Annotated in this window: 24 protein-coding genes; 14 read left to right on the top strand and 10 right to left on the bottom strand. The window is 66.6% G+C overall.

The window, feature by feature from the left end; translation table 11 throughout:
* Positions 1 to 2: 2 nt before the first annotated feature.
* Together FHP06_RS08700 and FHP06_RS08695 are read right to left on the bottom strand one after the other, a co-directional pair.
* Complete coding sequence (locus tag FHP06_RS08700; protein ID WP_147685812.1) at positions 3 to 422, bottom strand: DUF6542 domain-containing protein; 420 nt, start codon at positions 420 to 422, stop codon at positions 3 to 5.
* A gap of 51 nt (positions 423 to 473) precedes the next feature.
* On the bottom strand, positions 474 to 803 hold the full coding sequence (locus FHP06_RS08695) for an antibiotic biosynthesis monooxygenase family protein (RefSeq protein WP_147685810.1): 330 nt from the start codon (positions 801 to 803) through the stop codon (positions 474 to 476).
* 32 nt (positions 804 to 835) lie between these two features.
* On the opposite strand from FHP06_RS08695, the gene FHP06_RS08690 reads away from it, so the two are divergent.
* Positions 836 to 1,360: a GNAT family N-acetyltransferase gene (locus tag FHP06_RS08690; protein ID WP_147685808.1), complete on the top strand. Its 525-nt coding sequence runs from the start codon at positions 836 to 838 to the stop codon at positions 1,358 to 1,360.
* Here the strand turns inward: FHP06_RS08690 and FHP06_RS08685 are convergent.
* Positions 1,350 to 2,237: an alpha/beta fold hydrolase gene (locus FHP06_RS08685; protein ID WP_147685806.1), complete on the bottom strand. Its 888-nt coding sequence runs from the start codon at positions 2,235 to 2,237 to the stop codon at positions 1,350 to 1,352. The two genes, FHP06_RS08690 and FHP06_RS08685, sit on opposite strands and share 11 nt — an antisense overlap.
* A gap of 59 nt (positions 2,238 to 2,296) precedes the next feature.
* Between FHP06_RS08685 and FHP06_RS08680 the strand changes: the two genes are divergently transcribed.
* Positions 2,297 to 2,911 (top strand): TetR/AcrR family transcriptional regulator, encoded by a 615-nt coding sequence (locus tag FHP06_RS08680; protein ID WP_147685804.1) that lies wholly within the window; start codon positions 2,297 to 2,299, stop codon positions 2,909 to 2,911.
* Here FHP06_RS08680 and FHP06_RS08675 read toward each other — a convergent pair.
* Entirely contained in the window at positions 2,903 to 3,487 is a 585-nt protein-coding gene (locus tag FHP06_RS08675) for a hypothetical protein (RefSeq protein WP_147685802.1), read from the bottom strand. The two genes, FHP06_RS08680 and FHP06_RS08675, sit on opposite strands and share 9 nt — an antisense overlap.
* A gap of 89 nt (positions 3,488 to 3,576) precedes the next feature.
* Here FHP06_RS08675 and ychF point away from each other — a divergent pair, with 89 nt between their 5' ends.
* From ychF to FHP06_RS08660, 3 genes are all read left to right on the top strand, one after another.
* Complete coding sequence (gene ychF / locus FHP06_RS08670; protein WP_147685800.1) at positions 3,577 to 4,665, top strand: redox-regulated ATPase YchF; 1,089 nt, start codon at positions 3,577 to 3,579, stop codon at positions 4,663 to 4,665.
* 179 nt (positions 4,666 to 4,844) lie between these two features.
* Complete coding sequence (locus FHP06_RS08665; RefSeq protein WP_147685798.1) at positions 4,845 to 5,888, top strand: ImmA/IrrE family metallo-endopeptidase; 1,044 nt, start codon at positions 4,845 to 4,847, stop codon at positions 5,886 to 5,888.
* Entirely contained in the window at positions 5,878 to 7,023 is a 1,146-nt protein-coding gene (locus FHP06_RS08660; RefSeq protein ID WP_147685796.1) for a hypothetical protein, read from the top strand. The genes FHP06_RS08665 and FHP06_RS08660 overlap by 11 nt, the downstream gene beginning before the upstream one ends.
* A gap of 640 nt (positions 7,024 to 7,663) precedes the next feature.
* On the opposite strand, the gene FHP06_RS08655 is transcribed toward FHP06_RS08660, so the two are convergent.
* Entirely contained in the window at positions 7,664 to 7,975 is a 312-nt protein-coding gene (locus FHP06_RS08655) for a hypothetical protein (RefSeq protein WP_147685794.1), read from the bottom strand.
* Between the two features lie 321 nt (positions 7,976 to 8,296).
* Between FHP06_RS08655 and FHP06_RS08645 the strand changes: the two genes are divergently transcribed.
* The 5 genes from FHP06_RS08645 (at position 8,297) to FHP06_RS08625 (ending at position 10,973) form a co-directional block, all read left to right on the top strand.
* Positions 8,297 to 8,995 (top strand): dual OB domain-containing protein, encoded by a 699-nt coding sequence (locus FHP06_RS08645; RefSeq protein ID WP_147685793.1) that lies wholly within the window; start codon positions 8,297 to 8,299, stop codon positions 8,993 to 8,995.
* Positions 8,992 to 9,603, top strand: coding sequence for a DUF488 domain-containing protein (locus FHP06_RS08640; RefSeq protein ID WP_222706420.1), 612 nt, complete (start codon positions 8,992 to 8,994; stop codon positions 9,601 to 9,603). Before FHP06_RS08645 ends, FHP06_RS08640 begins: the two co-directional genes overlap by 4 nt.
* Positions 9,600 to 10,034, top strand: coding sequence for a DUF488 domain-containing protein (locus FHP06_RS08635; protein ID WP_147685791.1), 435 nt, complete (start codon positions 9,600 to 9,602; stop codon positions 10,032 to 10,034). Before FHP06_RS08640 ends, FHP06_RS08635 begins: the two co-directional genes overlap by 4 nt.
* A gap of 355 nt (positions 10,035 to 10,389) precedes the next feature.
* Positions 10,390 to 10,650 carry a hypothetical protein gene (locus FHP06_RS08630; RefSeq protein ID WP_147685789.1) on the top strand — a complete coding sequence of 87 codons (261 nt, stop codon included), beginning with the start codon at positions 10,390 to 10,392 and terminating at the stop codon, positions 10,648 to 10,650.
* Between the two features lie 5 nt (positions 10,651 to 10,655).
* The gene (locus FHP06_RS08625; protein WP_147685787.1) at positions 10,656 to 10,973 is read left to right on the top strand and encodes a hypothetical protein; all 318 of its coding nucleotides are present in this window, start codon (positions 10,656 to 10,658) and stop codon (positions 10,971 to 10,973) included.
* Positions 10,974 to 10,976: 3 nt separating this feature from the next.
* Here the strand turns inward: FHP06_RS08625 and FHP06_RS08620 are convergent, their stop codons facing one another.
* From FHP06_RS08620 to FHP06_RS16005, 4 genes are read right to left on the bottom strand one after another with little or no spacing between them, the layout of a single operon-like run.
* A complete protein-coding gene (locus FHP06_RS08620; protein WP_147685785.1) occupies positions 10,977 to 11,276 on the bottom strand; it encodes a DUF4235 domain-containing protein in 300 nt (99 codons plus the stop codon).
* Positions 11,273 to 11,464: a DUF3618 domain-containing protein gene (locus FHP06_RS08615; protein WP_147685783.1), complete on the bottom strand. Its 192-nt coding sequence runs from the start codon at positions 11,462 to 11,464 to the stop codon at positions 11,273 to 11,275. The genes FHP06_RS08620 and FHP06_RS08615 overlap by 4 nt, the downstream gene beginning before the upstream one ends.
* The gene (locus tag FHP06_RS08610; RefSeq protein ID WP_147685781.1) at positions 11,461 to 11,853 is read right to left on the bottom strand and encodes a phage holin family protein; all 393 of its coding nucleotides are present in this window, start codon (positions 11,851 to 11,853) and stop codon (positions 11,461 to 11,463) included. The genes FHP06_RS08615 and FHP06_RS08610 overlap by 4 nt, the downstream gene beginning before the upstream one ends.
* On the bottom strand, positions 11,846 to 12,136 hold the full coding sequence (locus tag FHP06_RS16005) for a hypothetical protein (RefSeq protein ID WP_187271853.1): 291 nt from the start codon (positions 12,134 to 12,136) through the stop codon (positions 11,846 to 11,848). Before FHP06_RS16005 ends, FHP06_RS08610 begins: the two co-directional genes overlap by 8 nt.
* Before the next feature lie 105 nt (positions 12,137 to 12,241).
* Here FHP06_RS16005 and FHP06_RS08600 point away from each other — a divergent pair, with 105 nt between their 5' ends.
* Genes FHP06_RS08600 through FHP06_RS08585 form a run of 4 tightly spaced genes read left to right on the top strand, consistent with a single transcriptional unit; the run spans position 12,242 to position 14,728 of the window.
* Positions 12,242 to 12,832, top strand: coding sequence for a hypothetical protein (locus tag FHP06_RS08600; protein WP_147685780.1), 591 nt, complete (start codon positions 12,242 to 12,244; stop codon positions 12,830 to 12,832).
* 4 nt (positions 12,833 to 12,836) lie between these two features.
* On the top strand, positions 12,837 to 13,397 hold the full coding sequence (locus FHP06_RS08595; RefSeq protein ID WP_147685778.1) for an ester cyclase: 561 nt from the start codon (positions 12,837 to 12,839) through the stop codon (positions 13,395 to 13,397).
* Positions 13,390 to 14,181, top strand: coding sequence for a GNAT family N-acetyltransferase (locus tag FHP06_RS08590; RefSeq protein WP_147685776.1), 792 nt, complete (start codon positions 13,390 to 13,392; stop codon positions 14,179 to 14,181). The genes FHP06_RS08595 and FHP06_RS08590 overlap by 8 nt, the downstream gene beginning before the upstream one ends.
* Positions 14,182 to 14,185: 4 nt before the next feature.
* A complete protein-coding gene (locus FHP06_RS08585; RefSeq protein ID WP_147685774.1) occupies positions 14,186 to 14,728 on the top strand; it encodes a hypothetical protein in 543 nt (180 codons plus the stop codon).
* On the opposite strand, the gene FHP06_RS08580 is transcribed toward FHP06_RS08585, so the two are convergent.
* Positions 14,729 to 15,925 (bottom strand): YibE/F family protein, encoded by a 1,197-nt coding sequence (locus tag FHP06_RS08580; protein WP_147685772.1) that lies wholly within the window; start codon positions 15,923 to 15,925, stop codon positions 14,729 to 14,731.
* Positions 15,926 to 15,970: the final 45 nt, after the last annotated feature.

Here is a 15,970-nt window from a genome sequence, read left to right as displayed (position 1 = left end):
GATCAGCGCTCGGCCGTGACGATGCGGGCGACGATCGCGGCGAGCGCGAGGCCGTGGCCGACGACGAGGACGATGCCGTGGTCGACCACGGAGGCGACCAGCCGCCCGAACGCGCCGACGTCGGGGGAGAGGCCGTCGACGACGAGGGCGTCGCTGTTGACCACCGCCACCAGCATCAGGGCGCCGACGAGCAGGACGGGCGGCAGGACGCCGGTGGGCAGGAGGCCGCGCGACTCGACGCTGACCGGCGCGGTGACGGCGGCGAGCACGAAGCCGATGGAGAAGACGATGCCGAGGCGGCCGTCGAGGAGGTCGAGGACCGTGACGACGCCGAGGGTGGCGCAGGCCATCGTGACCGCGCCCCGGGCGGTGAGGTCGCGCCCTGCCAGGCCGGCCGGTGAAGGAGCCGTCGCCGACGACATGCTTCGACGGTATCCGTCACCGCGGACGGGGTGTCGGAGCCGCGCCGCAGGTCAGGCGGGCTGGGAACCGCCCGCCGTCTCGTACGACCACACCTCGCTGTGCGTCGACACCGGCTTCGGCGCCTCGCCGCCGGCGCGATCGACCGCCGAGCGGTGACCGTCGGCGAACGACGGTGAGCTCACCCAGGCCTGGAAGGCGTCCTCGTCCCGCCACCGCGTGATGACCAGCCACTGGTCGCGGTCGTCGGTGGGCTTGAGCAGCTCGAAGCCCTCGAACCCGTCGGCGTGGTCGACGGCACCCGCGCGGGCGGCGAAGCGGTGCGCGAGCTCGTCGCCGGAGCCGGCCGGCACCGTGATGGCGTTGATCTTGATGACGGTCATGGGTCGAGTCTGGCACCTGGCACACTCGCCGCATGGACGCGGTGATCAGGACGGAACGCCTCACGCTGCGGCCGTTCGTCGAGGACGACGCCGACGCGCTGTTCGACATCTTCCGGCGGCCCGACGTCGCTCGCTGGAGCGGCACCGGCGAGCCGATGACGGAGCGCGACCAGGCCGTCCAGCGGATCGGCCGCTTCCCGACCCGGGCCGGGGACCATCCGGCCACCGGCATCTGGGCGGTCGTCGACGACGACACCGACGTGTGCCGCGGTCAGCTGATGCTCGTCCCGCTCCCGCCGAGCACGGGCGTCGACCGCGCGGACATCGAGGTCGGCTGGCACCTGCACCCCGACGTCTGGGGTCGGGGCTACGCCAGCGAGGCGGCGACGGCCCTGGTCGAGCGCGGCTTCGCGGCCGGCTTCGAGGAGCTGTACGCCGTCACGGACCCGGACAACGTCCGCTCGCAGGCGGTCTGTCGCCGGCTCGGCATGACGGACCTCGGCCTGCACACCGAGTGGTACGACCAGGAGCTGCGGGCCTTCCGCCTCAGCCGCTGACCGTCGACAGCGCCGCGATCTCCCGGGCCACGGGCGCCGGGTCGTCGAGCGCGTGGAAGGTCTTGGCGCCGGGCACCTCGACGAGCTCGGCGTTGGGGCCGAACGCGTCGAGGAGCTTCTGAGCGAACGAGATCTTGAAGAACGGGTCGGCGGTTCCCCACACGAGACGGACCGGCTTGCCGAACGAGCCGAGGCGCGTCGAGACGTCGAGCAGCTCGCTCGGCCGCACCTCGCGCAGGAACGCCGACGTGTCGCGCCGGACGCCCGCGTCCTTGAGGACCGGTTCGATCCAGCGACGGGACATCGCCTTGTCGAGAGGCTTGCCGACGAGGCCACCGAAGCCGATGTAGGAGTGGCGCATGAACCGCGGCCGCATCGTGTCGCCCATGATCCGCAGCATCGCCGGGCTCCGGCCCAGCTTGAGCAGGACGTCGAACGGTGCCGGCGGGAACTGGTCGAACGCGTCGCAGTTGGTCAGCACGAGCCGGCCGATGCGTGAGTGGTCGGTGTCGAGGAGGAACTGGCAGATGGCGCCGCCGGTGTCGTTGCCCACGAGGGTGACGTCGTCGAGGTCGAGCGCGGCGAGGAAGTCGTTGATCAGTATGGCGACGCCACGCGGTGAGCGGTCGGCCTCGGGCTTCAGCGCGATGGTGTGCGAGCCGAGCGGCAGGTCGGGGGAGTAGGTACGGATGCCCTCGGCGGCCAACGCGTCGCCGACGCCGTCCCACAGCTCGTGGTTGACGAGGAACCCGTGGACGAAGACGACGGGCGGTGCCGTGGAGTCCGCCGGTCCGGTGCCGTTCGCCGCCCGCGGCCCGGCACCCCCGCCGGTGACGCGGTACTTGATCGTGCCTTGCGGCAGCTCGACGGTCTCCATGAATCGCTCCTCGGACGGTACGGTGGGCTCGTGACCCCATCAACATACATACAGTCTGTATGAAAAACAATCGTCGGACTCAGGCCCCCAGGACACAAGCACAGCGGTCTGCCGCCACGCGGGAGGCCCTGCTCGCCGCTGCCCGCCCGCTGTTCGCCGAGCACGGCTTCGGCAAGGTCAGCGCGGACGCCATCGCGTCGGCGGCCGGGGTCACCCGCGGGGCGATGTACCACCAGTTCGACGACAAGACCGACCTGTTCGCGGCGGTGTTCGAGCAAGTCGAGGCCGAGGTCGTGGAGCGCGTCGGGGCGGCGGTGGCGGGCTCGGGTGAGGCGGATGCGCTGACGCTGATGAAGCGCGGGGCGGCGGCGTGGCTCGACGCGTGCGGCGAGCCGGCCGTGCACCGGATCATCCTCGTGGAGGCGCCGTCGGTGCTCGGCTGGGAGCGGTGGCGCGAGGTCGGGATGAAGTACGGGCTGGGGCTCGTGCAGGGCATGCTCGAGCACGCCATGGACTCCGGCGCCGTCCCGAAGCAGCCCGTCACGCCCCTGGCGCACGTGCTGATCGGCGCGCTCGACGAGGCCGCGCTCTACCTCGCGCGCACCGACGGGTCCAAGCGCGCGCGGCGTGAGGTCGACGCGGTCGTCGACCGGCTGGTCGACTCCTTAGGGTGACTCGAACCAGGGGTCGTGCAGGTCGAAGAACTCCACCTCGCCGAACGCCGCCATGGCTTCCTGGACCTCCGGCGGCGGCGGCTTCTTCTCGCCCTCGCGCGCGGCCTCCTCGCTGGTGAAGGCGACGGTCTGCACCCACGTGCCGTCATCGGCGATCGCGAGCGTGCCACCGATGATCTCCGGCCGCTCCTCGCGGATCCGGTCGTCGGGCCGGGCTGCCTTGAGGCTCTCGGGATCGTCGGTGTGACCCTTCATGATCTGCACGAAGCCGGCGTCGTCCGACCCGCCGTCCAGCCACTCGGTGACGTCGTCGCAGTCGATGAACGTCGGCGGCCCGTCCGTCAGCTCCATCATCTTCTGCGCCATGGCGTCGGTCTCCGGCCGCGCCGAGTTCGCCATCGCGGCCTCCTTCGACTCGAACCGGATGACCGCGAAGAGCTGGTCGTCGTCGGTGAAGCCGTAGGTGCCGCCGAGCCAGCCGGTGGGCTCCGTCCGGGGCTGCGCGGCCCACTCCGCGAACAGCTGCCGGATCTCCGCACGCTTGCTGGCGCGGCTCTGGATGACCTGGATGAACATGATCGCCTCCTGTCGCCCCCTGTCGACGCTATTCCTCTTGAGCACAGGGGTAAATAGGCCGTGAGCGCGGCCACGTAGGGTAGTCCCTCGTGGCACTCACCATCGGCATCGTCGGTCTCCCCAACGCGGGCAAGTCGACGCTCTTCAACGCCCTCACCCGCAACGACGTCCTCGCGGCGAACTACCCGTTCGCGACGATCGAGCCGAACGTCGGCGTGGTCGGCGTCCCCGACGCCCGGCTGCCGAAGCTGGCGGAGATCTTCGGGTCGGCCCGGATCCTCCCGGCGACGGTGCAGTTCGTCGACATCGCCGGCATCGTCCGCGGCGCGTCCGAGGGCGAGGGCATGGGCAACGCGTTCCTCTCGCACATCCGGGAGTCCGACGCGATCTGCCAGGTCACGCGAGTGTTCCGCGACGAGGACGTCACGCACGTCGACGGCAAGGTCGACCCGAGCAGCGACATCGAGACCATCTCCACCGAGCTGATCCTCGCCGACCTGCAGACCGTCGAGAACGCGCTGCCGCGGCTGGAGAAGGAGTCCAAGCGCGACAAGTCGCTGGCGCCTCAGTTCGCTGAGGCGCAGAAGGCCGCCGAGGTGCTGGGCGAGGGCACGGGCGTGTTCCGCGCCGGCCTCGACCTCGCGCTCCTGCGCGACCTGCACCTGCTGAGTGCCAAGAAGCAGCTGTTCGTCTTCAACTGCGACGCCGACGAGCTCGCCGACGAGGACCTCAAGAACCGGATGCGCGAGATCGTCGCGCCGGCCGAGGCGATCTTCCTCGACGCCAAGGGCGAGGCGGAGCTCGCCGAGCTGGGAGACGACGAGGAGTCCGAGCAGCTGCGCGCCGAGATGCTCGCCGACATGGGTGTCGAGGAGCCCGGCCTGGATGCCCTCGCGCGCGTCGGCTTCGACACCCTCGGCCTGCAGACCTACCTGACCGCCGGCCCCAAGGAGTCGCGCGCCTGGACCATCCGCAAGGGCGCCACCGCCCCGGAGGCCGCCGGCGTGATCCACACCGACTTCCAGAAGGGCTTCATCAAGGCCGAGATCGTCTCCTTCGACGACCTCGTCGAGGCCGGCTCCATGAACGCGGCGAAGGCCGCCGGCAAGGTCCGCATGGAGGGCAAGGACTACGTCATGGCCGACGGCGACGTCGTGGAGTTCCGCTTCAATGTCTGAATGAGGACGTTTGCGCAGGTCAATGTGCTGAGAAAAATCATGGCGGTCGCAATTGGTCCGCAAGAATCGAGAGCCGATACACGGGTGAGTCCGGACTCGCGCCTGCTGCCAACGACTCGCCAGAATATTTTTTGACATCGCAGGTCGGTATTGACGGGCGCTACCTATACGGTGGAGGCATGAACTCCTCAGCGATCGCCGTTAGTGAACCCACGATGCTTGGCATCGTGCGTGCAGCCCGCGGTCGGACTCAGAAGGAGCTCGAGGCGGCGACCGGGGTCCCGCAGGCGGTGTTGTCAAAGGCGGAAGGGGGTCTGGTCGACCTCGATGACGATCGGATATCCGCGCTCGCTCATGAACTGGATGTTCCGGCAGATCTACTTCGATTTCCACAGCCGGCTGGTGAGCCGGTCCATGTCTTCCATCGGAAGAGGTCAGCTCTTCCGGTGTCCAAGGTCAATCAGTTCCGCGCGATGATCGAGCTGTCCCATGTTCAGACGTCCGCACTTTTCAAAGACCAAGCGCCGCGAGTGGTCATTTCGCACAAGCCGCTCCCGGACGATGCCTTTGAAACTCCGCAAGAACGTGCGCAGGAGTTGCGCCGGACCATGGGTCTGGAGCCGGGGCCGGTCAAGAACATGGTGCAACTTCTAGAGAGTTGCGGAGTGGTCGTCGTGCGTCGTGACCTCGGCTCGAATTTGATTGATGCTCTTATCAGTTGGCCGGATGGTCGGGCGCCGCTCGTACTGATCGGCGACCACGCGCCCGGTGACCGGCTCCGATTCACGCTGGCGCACGAGTTGGGTCACGCAGTAATGCACAAGGTGCCCAGCAATCGTCAGGAAGCCGAGGCCGATCAGTTCGCCAGCGAGTTCCTTATGCCTGCTGACGACATCAGACATGACCTGAACAACGTTTCGCTGGCTCGCCTGGCCGAACTCAAATTGAAATGGCGCGTGTCTATGGCTGCTCTGCTGCGCCGCGCCCGCGACCTGGGTGCGATCTCGGATTTTCGATACAAGCAGGTCAACATTGACATCTCTACGGCCGGTTACCGCAAGAGCGAGCCGGTTGAAATCACGCAGGAGTCCCCCCACGCCGTCGCTGCAGCGATCAGTACGCGAATTGCAAGTGGAGAGTCCATCGAGTCGATCGCCCGCGACGCCATGATGACCACCGAGGAGCTCCGCGACGCTTATGTAGGGAGTGCCGATGTCTACTGAAATCGTCGATGGGGTCGATCGGACTGGTGCCGCGCTACCGGCCGGCACTGTCGCCCCCAGTTCCTTCCCGCAGACAGCGCGCGCCGCGCTCGCTCAGCGTGTACTCGTTGTCTCGGGCAATGACGCGCTCCGCACGGCACCGCTCGTATCCGTCGATACCAGTGGGCTTGTCGTCTCGGGGGCTGACGCCGGAAAGATCGTTCGACAGCTCCGCCTGGCTCACAGCGATATGACGCTCCTGGTCGATCCGACCTCGCACGGAACCGTTGCTACGCCGGAGGCCCCGTTCGACTTGGGCCCGCAGGATGGTCTGTTTGACCAGACCATCGACGATCTGCTTGACGGTCAGCGCGGCAGCGGTGCGTCGGTTGCCGTAACACCCAGCAAGTTCATCGCCGCTGGGGATATCCGCTCGCTAAAGGGTCTGCTTGCGGCCGCCAATGGCATCGAGCGTGAGGACGTGCTCGTTCTCATGGCGCTCGCACCGCAATTCATGGCTCCAGAGCACGTCGCGACGGTCATTGCCGTCGCGAAGCGCATCCACCACCCTGTGGCTCTGACGTTGGGTTCACAGACTAACCCGCTTACGAGCCGTCATCGCATTGAGGGGTACCGGAGGTTCTTCGGCGAGGTTGAGGACGCCGTAGCGTGGAGGACTGACCTCGCCGGCTTCGGCGCAATGGCTCGCGGAGCGGCGGCAGCCGCTATCGGACAACTCCCGAGCCTTCGCCGAGTCAACGAGCCAAACAAGAACGGCAGGGCACAGCGACCCCAAGAAAAGTTTCCCCACGTTCTCATCCCGAGCCTTCTCCGATTCGGGCGAACGAACGTGATGCAGGAGAAGTGGTTCGCTAGTTCCACTCCGTGGAAGTGTGACTGCGCCGTCTGTAAAGGCCGCGACATTGACAAGTTCAGCGGATCACCGACGGACCGCCTCGCAGCCCACCTGCACAACGCCGCAGTCGTGCAAGAGCTCCATGCCGCTGCTCAAGATGATCCGTCTGGCGTCGACTCGTGGTGGGTTTCGCGGCTCCGTCAGGCACAGATTGCGCACGACCTTCTGAGTGGCCAGACAGGGGTGAAGGTGCCGGTCCCCGACGAGCTGCAGATCTGGATGAGTGTCGACGGGGCCTAGCTCGACGCAAGGTCAGTGCTTGCGAGCATCTGCTCAGCAAATTTCCACGACGCACCTGAGTAACGTTCCGGGGCGAATGGCGCGGCTTCCAAGAGTTCGGCTCCGGACGACGTAACGACGCCAACGCCTAGAAGCCGAGCTTCCCACCAGAACAGGTGTTCATCGCCGGGAAGTTCATCCACTGATACTCGCCGCTGGCAATACGGCGCGTACTTTGATGCAGCCGCGATTGCTCTGTCCCATCGGGCTCCAGAGATGAGGACTGCCTGCACTTCAACCGCTGGTTCCAACCAGCGAGTCACGAGGTAGTGATTTCCTCGTCTTTGGTTGAGCTCTAGAGCCGACCCGAAGTGAGGGCGCAGTAGCTGCAACTCGTACTTCGACCAGTCGACCCAACACGGCCGTCCCGCTGGCAGCTGGATCAGAAGATTCAACACTTCCAGGTTGGTGATCGGCCCTGAACCGCGTCTAAGGCGATCGACCAAGACCGCATGATCGACGCCGAGCGTGAATTCCATTACCAATTGGACATCGCCACGCGCGCTTGAGGTCCCCGCATCCGACGCGTCAAGGTGAGCGATTCGCAACGTCTGCCTCTCCGTGGGCTCAGGTCCGCCTCCCCGACAGGCGAAGAGGCGGCTCATTGCTCTATCGCATCCTTCCGGATGCGCTCTGCAGCACTCCAGAAGGGGTGCGACATGACCCGATAGTGCTGATTGTGCTCACCGCGATCACGGGGAATTCGCTCCAAGATCCGCACTTCGACCAACTTCTCGAGGAGCCGGTGGATGCTGCTGGCCGCCAGGGACGTACGAGAACGCACGTCGGAAGGTATGAACACGTCGCCCTCCAGGTCGGCGATCGAGATCGCTACCGCGAGCATGTGAGCGTTGCCGAACAGGCTCTTTGAGCAGGCACGCTCGCGATCCGCAATTGTTGCCATTTGGTTCATGATTCCAGAATCATGAACAGTGGTCAATGCCCAGTCTGGTGATCCTGCGAAGCGTCCATGATCGACTGAGCGCCTGGCGCGTGCGGTCTTCAGCCGTCGGCCAGAGGTCGGCGTAAGTGTTAAGAGTCGACTTGGCGTGGCCGAGGGAGCGCTGGACGGTCACGCCATCGCAGCCGGCCGCGATGAGGCCCGACGCGTAGAAGTGGCGCAAGTCGTGGAGCTGAACGCCGAGTCCTGACTTCGGCTTGTCAAGCCGAGTTGTCGGCGCGTTGTTCTAGGCTTGGAGGCGGACCAGTTTTCGCCGTCCCGGGAAGGACACCGATGACCGAGGCCAAGCGGATTGTGATTCTGGCGAACTCACGTAAGCCGCCTGGTCGCTGTGTCGCTGGCATCGAAATCGCCGGCGCACACGTTGGGTGGGTTCGTCCGGTTGGTGACGTGTACGGCGCCGGACTGAAGCCTTGGGAACGACGATTGCCCGACGGGTCGGAGCCGCTGCCCCTTGATGTGGTTGATTTCGTGGTTGCACGTCATGTGCCCATGAACTGTCACAGCGAGAACTGGCTAGTGGATGCCGATCGTCCTAGACGAAGGGCTGGGACCTTCAGCTACGACGACCTCGATCAACTGGTCAGCGATCCGGATACGCTTTGGACGAATGATGAAGAGACTCTCCTGGGCCTGAACGACTTGGTAGCCGAATCAGAGTTGGACGAATTCGCCGACTCGATCTTGTTGCTTAGTCCCCAGGAGCTCGTACTCAGCGCTCAAACGAACCGATGGAGCGAAAAACAGGAACTACGAGCGACGTTCGCCCACCGCGGGGTGAGTTACCGTTTCAAGGTGACGGATCCGGTCTATGAGGATCGATATCTCACTGGTGAAGACGGAGAGTTCCTTGTCCCGAGTGCGTACTTAACGATCAGCCTCGGTGAGCCTTGGTCAAAGCCCGGCAGTGAGCAGCTTTACTCGTCGAAGTTGGTCGCTGCTGTGATCGAGCCGAATGGAGGCAGCTCGTGAACGCATCCCTGCTAACCGTGGGGCACTCCACCCATGCGATCGAGCACTTCCTTGCGCTTCTGACTCGGCACGGTGTCACGGCTGTGGCGGACGTTCGGTCGGTTCCTGCCAGCCGATTTACTCCGCAGTTCAACCGTCCCGTACTCAAGCGCTCGCTTGCAGACCACGGAATCAAGTACGTGTTCCTCGGCCAAGAGTTGGGGGCTCGCTCCGACGACCGCTCGTGCTATGTCAACGGGCAGGTCCAGTACGAGCGACTCGCTCAGACGGTGCCCTTCGGTGAAGGGATCGAGCGCCTCCTGAAGGGCGCTGCCACGGAACGCATCGCGGTGCTGTGCGCCGAGCAGGAACCGCTGGACTGTCATCGAACGGTCTTGGTCTCGCGTGTGCTTGCCGACCGTGGAGCGTCCGTTGCGCACATTCATGGTGACGGGCGACTTGAAGGCCACAACGACGCGATGCTTCGACTCATGTCCGGGTTTGGGCTTGATCAAGACGATCTCTTCCATACACATGAGGAATTGCTCGACGAAGCTCTGGCACGGCAGGAGCAGAGAATCGCGTACGTCGATAAGGATTTGGCGCTCGGCGAGGTCCAGCAGGGATGAAGATCTATACGATCGGGTTCACGAAGAAGCCGGCCAGCAGCTTCTTCGGCCTGCTCCGGAAGTCCGGCGCCGAGCGTCTCGTTGATGTGCGTCTGAACAACGTCTCGCAGTTGTCCGGGTTCGCCAAGCGGGACGACCTGTCGTACTTCCTCGACGAGATCTGTGAAATGGCGTACCACCACGAGATCCAGCTAGCGCCAACCAAGGACATGCTCGACGACTACAAGAAGCATGGCGCGAGATGGATGGACTACGAGCGGTGGTTCCTGGACCTGATCGCTGAGCGGCAGATCGAGGACAGGATGTCCCCCGCACTCTTGGACAACTCCGTGCTGCTGTGCAGCGAGGCTACCGCACACCACTGTCACCGCAGACTTGTGGCTGAGTACCTCGCCGAGCGCTGGGATGACGTCACCATCGAGCACCTCTGACGGACGTTGGTGGCATCATGCAGCTGACTTGCGCGAACCGTTAGCGGCCGTTGATCGACATCGATCGCGGCTGGCTGACGCATTCGGCGAGATGCCGACGTACTCGACTCTGCAGTCCGCAAATAGTCCGCAACAAGTCCAGTCGAGACCGAAGCTTGCCGAGGACGTCCACCAGTCGGGAGATCGTTGTCTCCGCATGTCAAAGTGCGTGTTTTCCGGCGCCATTCGGAGATTATCAACGACCATCGAAGCCCCGCTTGATCGTTCCTTTCAACGTCTGAGCAGCCTCGATCTGTCCAAAGCCGGCAGGACCGGCCTCGTTCGGTGAGACGATGCACGCGACGAGGAGGACCGCGTGGGGATCATCAAGGACACCAAGGTCGGGATGGTGGCGAGCGACGCGCGCGCGGCGAAGGTGAACGGTCAGTCCGTCTTCGTGGCCGTGTTCAAGTCCGGGGGTCTGTCCGGTGGATCGGTCTCGGGCGAGCTCAAGCACATCAGCGCGATGGTGGAGGCCGTCGAGGCCGAGGGCTGGACCCTCGAGCAGGCGTCGTACGCCGACGCCGGCGGCAAGGTCGACCGGATGCTGGGCGTGTTCCGGCCGTCCGAGCGCTGACTGACATGGCACGCCGCATCATGTTCGTCCAGCAGAAGACGGGCTACGACACCGACGCGGGGCCGTCGTTCATCGGCTGGGTCGAGTTCAACCGGAGCTGGAAGACCGCTCGCGTCCACGGACGCGTGCTCCACAAGTTCGCCGGCTTCGACAGCAACTTCTACGACCACGAGACCGGCGACGAGTTCTGGCTGTCCGGGCCCAAGCGCGATCGGACCGACACGCGTTACGGACCGCGGAACACGACGGTCGACGAGGACGCACGCGAGGCGTACGAGGCGTTCCTCGCCGGCGCGCCCCTGCCGGGCAGGGAACGCGGGTAGGGCCTAGCTGCCCGGCCATTCGCCAGTAACGCGCTCGAAGGCGCGAGCGCCGGCACGATCGGTGGCGGCCTTGACCACGGCGAAGACCGCGCCCTGGATCAACGCGGCGGCGAGGATCTCCTTGAACGGATACTCGCTCTCCAGCGCCTGCGGCGGGTCGTCGCCCTCGTCGCCGAGGGTCTTCTGCCAGACCTTGCTCACGATCGAGCTCGCGATCATGCCCGCGGCGACCGACGTCGCCAGCCCGACGGGGCGGTAGAGCACCTTGGCGGGCTTGCTGGCGTTCTGCTTCTCCGTCGTCATCCCATCCTCTTCCAGACGATTACGAGACCCAGGAGGGTCGCGCCGGCCACGGCGAGCTCCGGCCAGTGGCGCCGTGCGGCGGCCTTGGCGTCGAGCTTTGCGCTGAGCGCGTCGATGGTCTCGCCAAGCTGCTCGCGGGTGCGCTCGATGTCGTCGACGAGCTCGTCGGTGGTGGCTGCGTGCGTCATGAGCGGTGCTCCTTCACCTCGGCGAGGTCCTTCCTGACGTTCTCGATCGCCTGCTCGGGCGGACCGACCTCGCCCACCTGCTTCTTGCCGGCCAGCGCGACGATGCCTGCGATCGCGAACAGCGCGACCGCGACGACCAGGGTCGCGAGCCAGACGTCGACGACCAGCGACAGCGCCGCGACGGCCGAGCCGACGAGCGTGATGACGCCCAGCATGGCGATGAACCCGGAGCCGCCGAACAGCCCGGCGCCGACGCCGGCGTGCTTCGCGCTCTTCTGGAGCTCGGTCTTCGCGAGGGCGAGCTCGTCGCGGATCAGCCGGCTGCTCTGCTCGCTCAGCCGGCTGATCAGCTCGCCGAGCGAGGCGTCGGCGGTCTGCTGGTCAGACATTCGCGTGGGCCGGATTGGTCGCGGTGCCGGGCAGGTCGGCCGGGCCGACGTCGGGGGAGTCCGCGGAGTGTTCCGACGACGTCGCGTCGGCGACCTTCTCCTTGACGACCGGGGCCTTCTCGGCCACGACGTCCTTGGCGTCGGATGCCGCCTTCTGCACGGTCGGGTTGTTCACGAGGCGGTCGGCGTGCTCCTTGATCTGGTCGTACCGCTCGCGGCCCGCACGGGCGCCGAGCACGTAGCCGGCGGCGCCGGCGATCAGCAGCATGGACTTCTTGAACATGACTTCCTCACATCCGTTTGTCGTGGTCATTGATCCCGTACCCATCTGGCGCCGCTTGTCACGGGTGATCCGTCTGGTGAGCTCGAACGGCTCTAGATTTCGGAGATGAGCGATGCCGACAAGAAGGCGCTGTGGGACCGGTGGGGTGCACTCACGGTCTCGCTCCTCAGCATGCGGGTCGCGATCGAGCGGGAACATGCCTTGTGGGAGCACTTGGACGTGACGAACCGCGCCGAGACGAGGATCAAGTCGTCGGTCGGTGGGAAGTTCAAGATCAAGATCACCGATCACGCCGCCGCACTCGAGGACCAGAGCACGCTCGCATCAGCCGCTCTGGTGCTGTCGTACTCGATGGCCGAGGCGGCTGCCCTGGAACGGCTGGGACTCGACTCGCGAAAGGTGCACGGGATCGAGGAATGGGGAGCCAGGCTGCTCGAGTCGAATACCTCCAGCTGGGACGACGTCGAAGGCGGTTTGGCTGGCGTCGTCGAGGTGGCCGTCATTCGCAACCTCGTGGTGCACGGTCCCCTGACGATCGACGCGGCAAGCGCGAAACGGCTCCGGAAGGCTGGCTGCACCACGCTCGACGCAGGTGACCAAGTCGTTCTGGACCTCGACATCGTCGGCGGCTACCGCCATCGATTGCGGCACCTGCTGGAAGCCGGCGGGCTCAAGAGGAAGCGTCGGGCAGGATGACCGCATGTCGCGATTCACCCTGCCGCCCGAGGACGTACTGAGAGCGCGCGAGAAGGTCGTGCTCGACCACTTCGCCGACGAGGTCGCCCAGGACTGGGACGCCACGCTGTCGACGTTCCCGCACCCGCACTATGAGCTCATCGCCCAGATGACCGTGCACGACGGCGACGGCGAGGTGCGCGAGTACTACCACGACACCCGCGTCGCCTTCCCCGACCAGCACCACGAGCTGATCGCGCTGCGTCACACCGTCGACGCCGTCGTCGTCGAGTTCTGGCTGATGGGCACGCACCGCGGACCGCTCGCCAAGATCCCGCCCACCGGCGGTCAGCACCGCACGCGGATGACTGCCTACTTCGTCTTCGACGAGGACGAGCAGCTGGTCACCGAGCGGATCTACTTCGACCAGCTCACCATCCTCCAGCAGCTGATCGGCGGGCTGGACAAGCGGAAGCCCAAGGACCTGATGACGCTGGTGCGCGCCGTGGTCGGCCTGCTCCGGTCGGCCGGCGGTGCACCCGACCCGCGGCTTCTGGCCACGATGCCGCCGGCGCTCGATGACTGACGTCGCCACGCTCCTCCGCGCCTACGACGAGCAGCTGCGCACCGACGCCGAGACGCCGAGCGCGATCTCGGTGACGCGCCTCGGACCGCTGCGGCTCGTGACGTTCGCCGGCGGCCGCGGGTTCGTGACCTACCAGGACCTCGACGGTGCCGACGCCGACGAGATCGCCGACCTCGTCGCCCAGGCCGTCGCGCACTACGACGCCGACCCGGACATCAAGCGCGTCGAGTGGAAGACCCGCGGGCACGACGTCGCACCCGGTCTGCACGAGGCGCTCCTTGCACACGGCTTCGTCGAGGAGGAGCCGGAGTCGATCATGATCGGCGAGGTCGCGGCGCTCGCGGTCGACGTGCCGCTGCCCGACGGCATCACGCTACGAACCGTCCACGAGGAGCCGGACGTCCGCGCGATGGCCGCGATGGAGGACGTCGCGTTCGGCGACCCGGTCTCGGACCGCTCGGCCGACGCCCTGATGCGCCGGTTGTCACTCGACGACGGCATGGAGCTCTGGGTGGCCGAGCACGACGGTGAGATCGTCAGCGCCGGGCGGCTCGAGCCGGTCGCCGGCACGGAGTTCGCCGGCATCTGGGGTGGCGCGACCCTGAAGGAATGGCGCGGCCGCGGCATCTACCGCGCACTGACCTCCGCCCGGGCCCGCTCGGCGCTCCGGCTCGGCAAGCGGTACATGCACAGCGACTCCACGCCGATGTCACGGCCGATCCTCGAGCGCTCCGGCATGGTAGCCGTCAGCACGACCACGCCCTACCTCCGTACGGCACGATGAACCGATGAACCTGGGCGACCGACTCGAGAGCCTGAGCGCCTGGCAGCTCGTGGCGCTGATCGTCGTGGTGCTGTTCTTCCTGGCGATCGGCTCCGCCCTGCTGACCGCGGTGCTGGTGCGTCGCGGCCTGCGGACGCCGTGGGCGGTACGGCGCATCAACCGGCTGCGCGAGTGGGTGATCTCGCTGGTCAAGCGGCCGATCACGATCATGGTGCTCGACGAGGTGGCGGACGTGATCCAGACCGGGCACTACACGCAGAACATCGCGGCGGCCGTCGTCGAGAACCACGACGAGCTCAAGCGACTGGTCGTCGAGAAGGTCCGGCAGGACCCGAACGTCCGACTGGTCGGGCGGCTCCCCGGCTACGAGACCGTGGTCTCGGAGGTCACCGAGACGACGCTGCGCGTCCTCGTCGACATGCTCGGCGACCCGCGGATGGACGAGCTGGTCTCGGACCTGCTGCGCAACAACCTGCAGCAGATCAAGCGCGCGGTGCGCGAGCGCGACCACGAGAACGTCCCGCCGCACGTGCCGCCGGACCTCTGATCAGTCGACCTCGGCCGGCTCCTGCGGCTTGGGCGCGAGCCACACGGCCACGAACGTCGTGATGGGCACGGCCAGCACGAGTCCGATCGCGCCGACGAGGGTGCGGACGATCTCCTGCCCGATCTGCTCGCTGGTGGCCACCTCCGCGAGCCCGCGCTGGTAGGCGGTGATGAGCAGCAGGATCGTCATCGCGGAGCCGGCGTAGGCGAACACCAGGGTGTAGACGCTCGACGCGATGTGATCGCGGCCGATGCGCATCGCCGACGCGAACACCTCGGGCCGCAGGGCGTTCGGCCGCAGCGATCGCAGCTCCCACACCGCGCTGGCCTGGGTGACCGTGACGTCGTTGAGCACGCCCAGGCCGGCGATCACCATGGTCGCCGCGACCACGCCGTGCAGGTCGATGGACGGGACGGAGGCGAGGAGCGTCTGGTCGTCCTCCGAGCCGATGCCGTTGAGGCTCGTCCAGCCGGTGGCGAGCAGACCCATCACGGCCGTCATCGCGATGCCGGCCAATGTGCCGAACAGCGCCGACGTGGTGCGGATGCTGATGCCGTGCGCGAGGTAGAGGACGACGATCATGATGGCCGTCGAGCCCACGACCGCGACCGCGAGCGCGTCCTCCCCGGCGAGCATGGCGGGCAGGACGAACGTCGTGAGCGCGACCATCGTCACGCCGATGCCGACCAGGGCGAACAGGCCCCGCCACCGGGCCACCAGCACGACGAGCAGGGCGAACACGACGGCGAGCGCGGTCAGCGGCAGGCCACGACGGAAGTCGAGGAACTCCCAGGAGACCGGCTGGCCGTCAGGCTGGATCCGGATCACCCGGATGTCGTCGCCCTTGTCGATCCCGGCGCGGTACCGGCCGGCGTCGAGGGTGAAGGTCGCCGTCTCGTCCTTCGTCGTTGCGGAGACCTTGGCGCAGTCGCCCTTCACCGACGGGAGGTTGTCCGGGCCCTCGCCGCCGGAGCCGCAGTCGAACGGATGGACCGCGGTGACGGTGGCGTCGACGGTGGTGACGCCCTTCGCGCTGTAGGGGTTGAGGTTGCGCGGGACGTCGTCGTGGTCGGGCCAGAGCGCGACCATGCCGACGATCGCCGCCGCGGCGATGGCCAGGACCACGGTCGCCAGCGCCGTCGCGAGCCCGCGACGCGGAGGGCCGAGGTCGGTCATCGTCCCGTGCGAGTGGCCCACGAGCCTCAGCCTGCCATGGCGCGCCACGGGCGTCGTGCCACGATC

The organism is Aeromicrobium terrae (assembly GCF_008039565.1).
Taxonomy (GTDB): Bacteria; Actinomycetota; Actinomycetes; order Propionibacteriales; family Nocardioidaceae; genus Aeromicrobium; species Aeromicrobium terrae.
This window is presented reverse-complemented; position numbering and strand designations above follow the sequence as displayed.

Bases quoted from the DNA above. Each gene is read 5' to 3' on its own strand.
- FHP06_RS08595 (WP_147685778.1), top strand. From the start codon at position 12,837: ATGTCGCGATTCACCCTGCCGCCCGAGGACGTACTGAGAGCGCGCGAG.
- FHP06_RS08590 (WP_147685776.1), top strand. From the start codon at position 13,390: ATGACTGACGTCGCCACGCTCCTCCGCGCCTACGACGAGCAGCTGCGC.
- FHP06_RS08680 (WP_147685804.1), top strand. From the start codon at position 2,297: ATGAAAAACAATCGTCGGACTCAGGCCCCCAGGACACAAGCACAGCGG.
- FHP06_RS08685 (WP_147685806.1), bottom strand. From the start codon at position 2,237: ATGGAGACCGTCGAGCTGCCGCAAGGCACGATCAAGTACCGCGTCACC.
- FHP06_RS08600 (WP_147685780.1), top strand. From the start codon at position 12,242: ATGAGCGATGCCGACAAGAAGGCGCTGTGGGACCGGTGGGGTGCACTC.
- FHP06_RS08625 (WP_147685787.1), top strand. From the start codon at position 10,656: ATGGCACGCCGCATCATGTTCGTCCAGCAGAAGACGGGCTACGACACC.
- FHP06_RS16005 (WP_187271853.1), bottom strand. From the start codon at position 12,136: ATGTTCAAGAAGTCCATGCTGCTGATCGCCGGCGCCGCCGGCTACGTG.
- FHP06_RS08655 (WP_147685794.1), bottom strand. From the start codon at position 7,975: ATGAACCAAATGGCAACAATTGCGGATCGCGAGCGTGCCTGCTCAAAG.
- FHP06_RS08635 (WP_147685791.1), top strand. From the start codon at position 9,600: ATGAAGATCTATACGATCGGGTTCACGAAGAAGCCGGCCAGCAGCTTC.
- FHP06_RS08660 (WP_147685796.1), top strand. From the start codon at position 5,878: ATGTCTACTGAAATCGTCGATGGGGTCGATCGGACTGGTGCCGCGCTA.
- FHP06_RS08665 (WP_147685798.1), top strand. From the start codon at position 4,845: ATGAACTCCTCAGCGATCGCCGTTAGTGAACCCACGATGCTTGGCATC.
- FHP06_RS08615 (WP_147685783.1), bottom strand. From the start codon at position 11,464: ATGACGCACGCAGCCACCACCGACGAGCTCGTCGACGACATCGAGCGC.
- FHP06_RS08585 (WP_147685774.1), top strand. From the start codon at position 14,186: ATGAACCTGGGCGACCGACTCGAGAGCCTGAGCGCCTGGCAGCTCGTG.
- FHP06_RS08695 (WP_147685810.1), bottom strand. From the start codon at position 803: ATGACCGTCATCAAGATCAACGCCATCACGGTGCCGGCCGGCTCCGGC.
- FHP06_RS08690 (WP_147685808.1), top strand. From the start codon at position 836: ATGGACGCGGTGATCAGGACGGAACGCCTCACGCTGCGGCCGTTCGTC.
- FHP06_RS08700 (WP_147685812.1), bottom strand. From the start codon at position 422: ATGTCGTCGGCGACGGCTCCTTCACCGGCCGGCCTGGCAGGGCGCGAC.
- FHP06_RS08620 (WP_147685785.1), bottom strand. From the start codon at position 11,276: ATGACGACGGAGAAGCAGAACGCCAGCAAGCCCGCCAAGGTGCTCTAC.
- FHP06_RS08675 (WP_147685802.1), bottom strand. From the start codon at position 3,487: ATGTTCATCCAGGTCATCCAGAGCCGCGCCAGCAAGCGTGCGGAGATC.
- FHP06_RS08610 (WP_147685781.1), bottom strand. From the start codon at position 11,853: ATGTCTGACCAGCAGACCGCCGACGCCTCGCTCGGCGAGCTGATCAGC.
- FHP06_RS08645 (WP_147685793.1), top strand. From the start codon at position 8,297: ATGACCGAGGCCAAGCGGATTGTGATTCTGGCGAACTCACGTAAGCCG.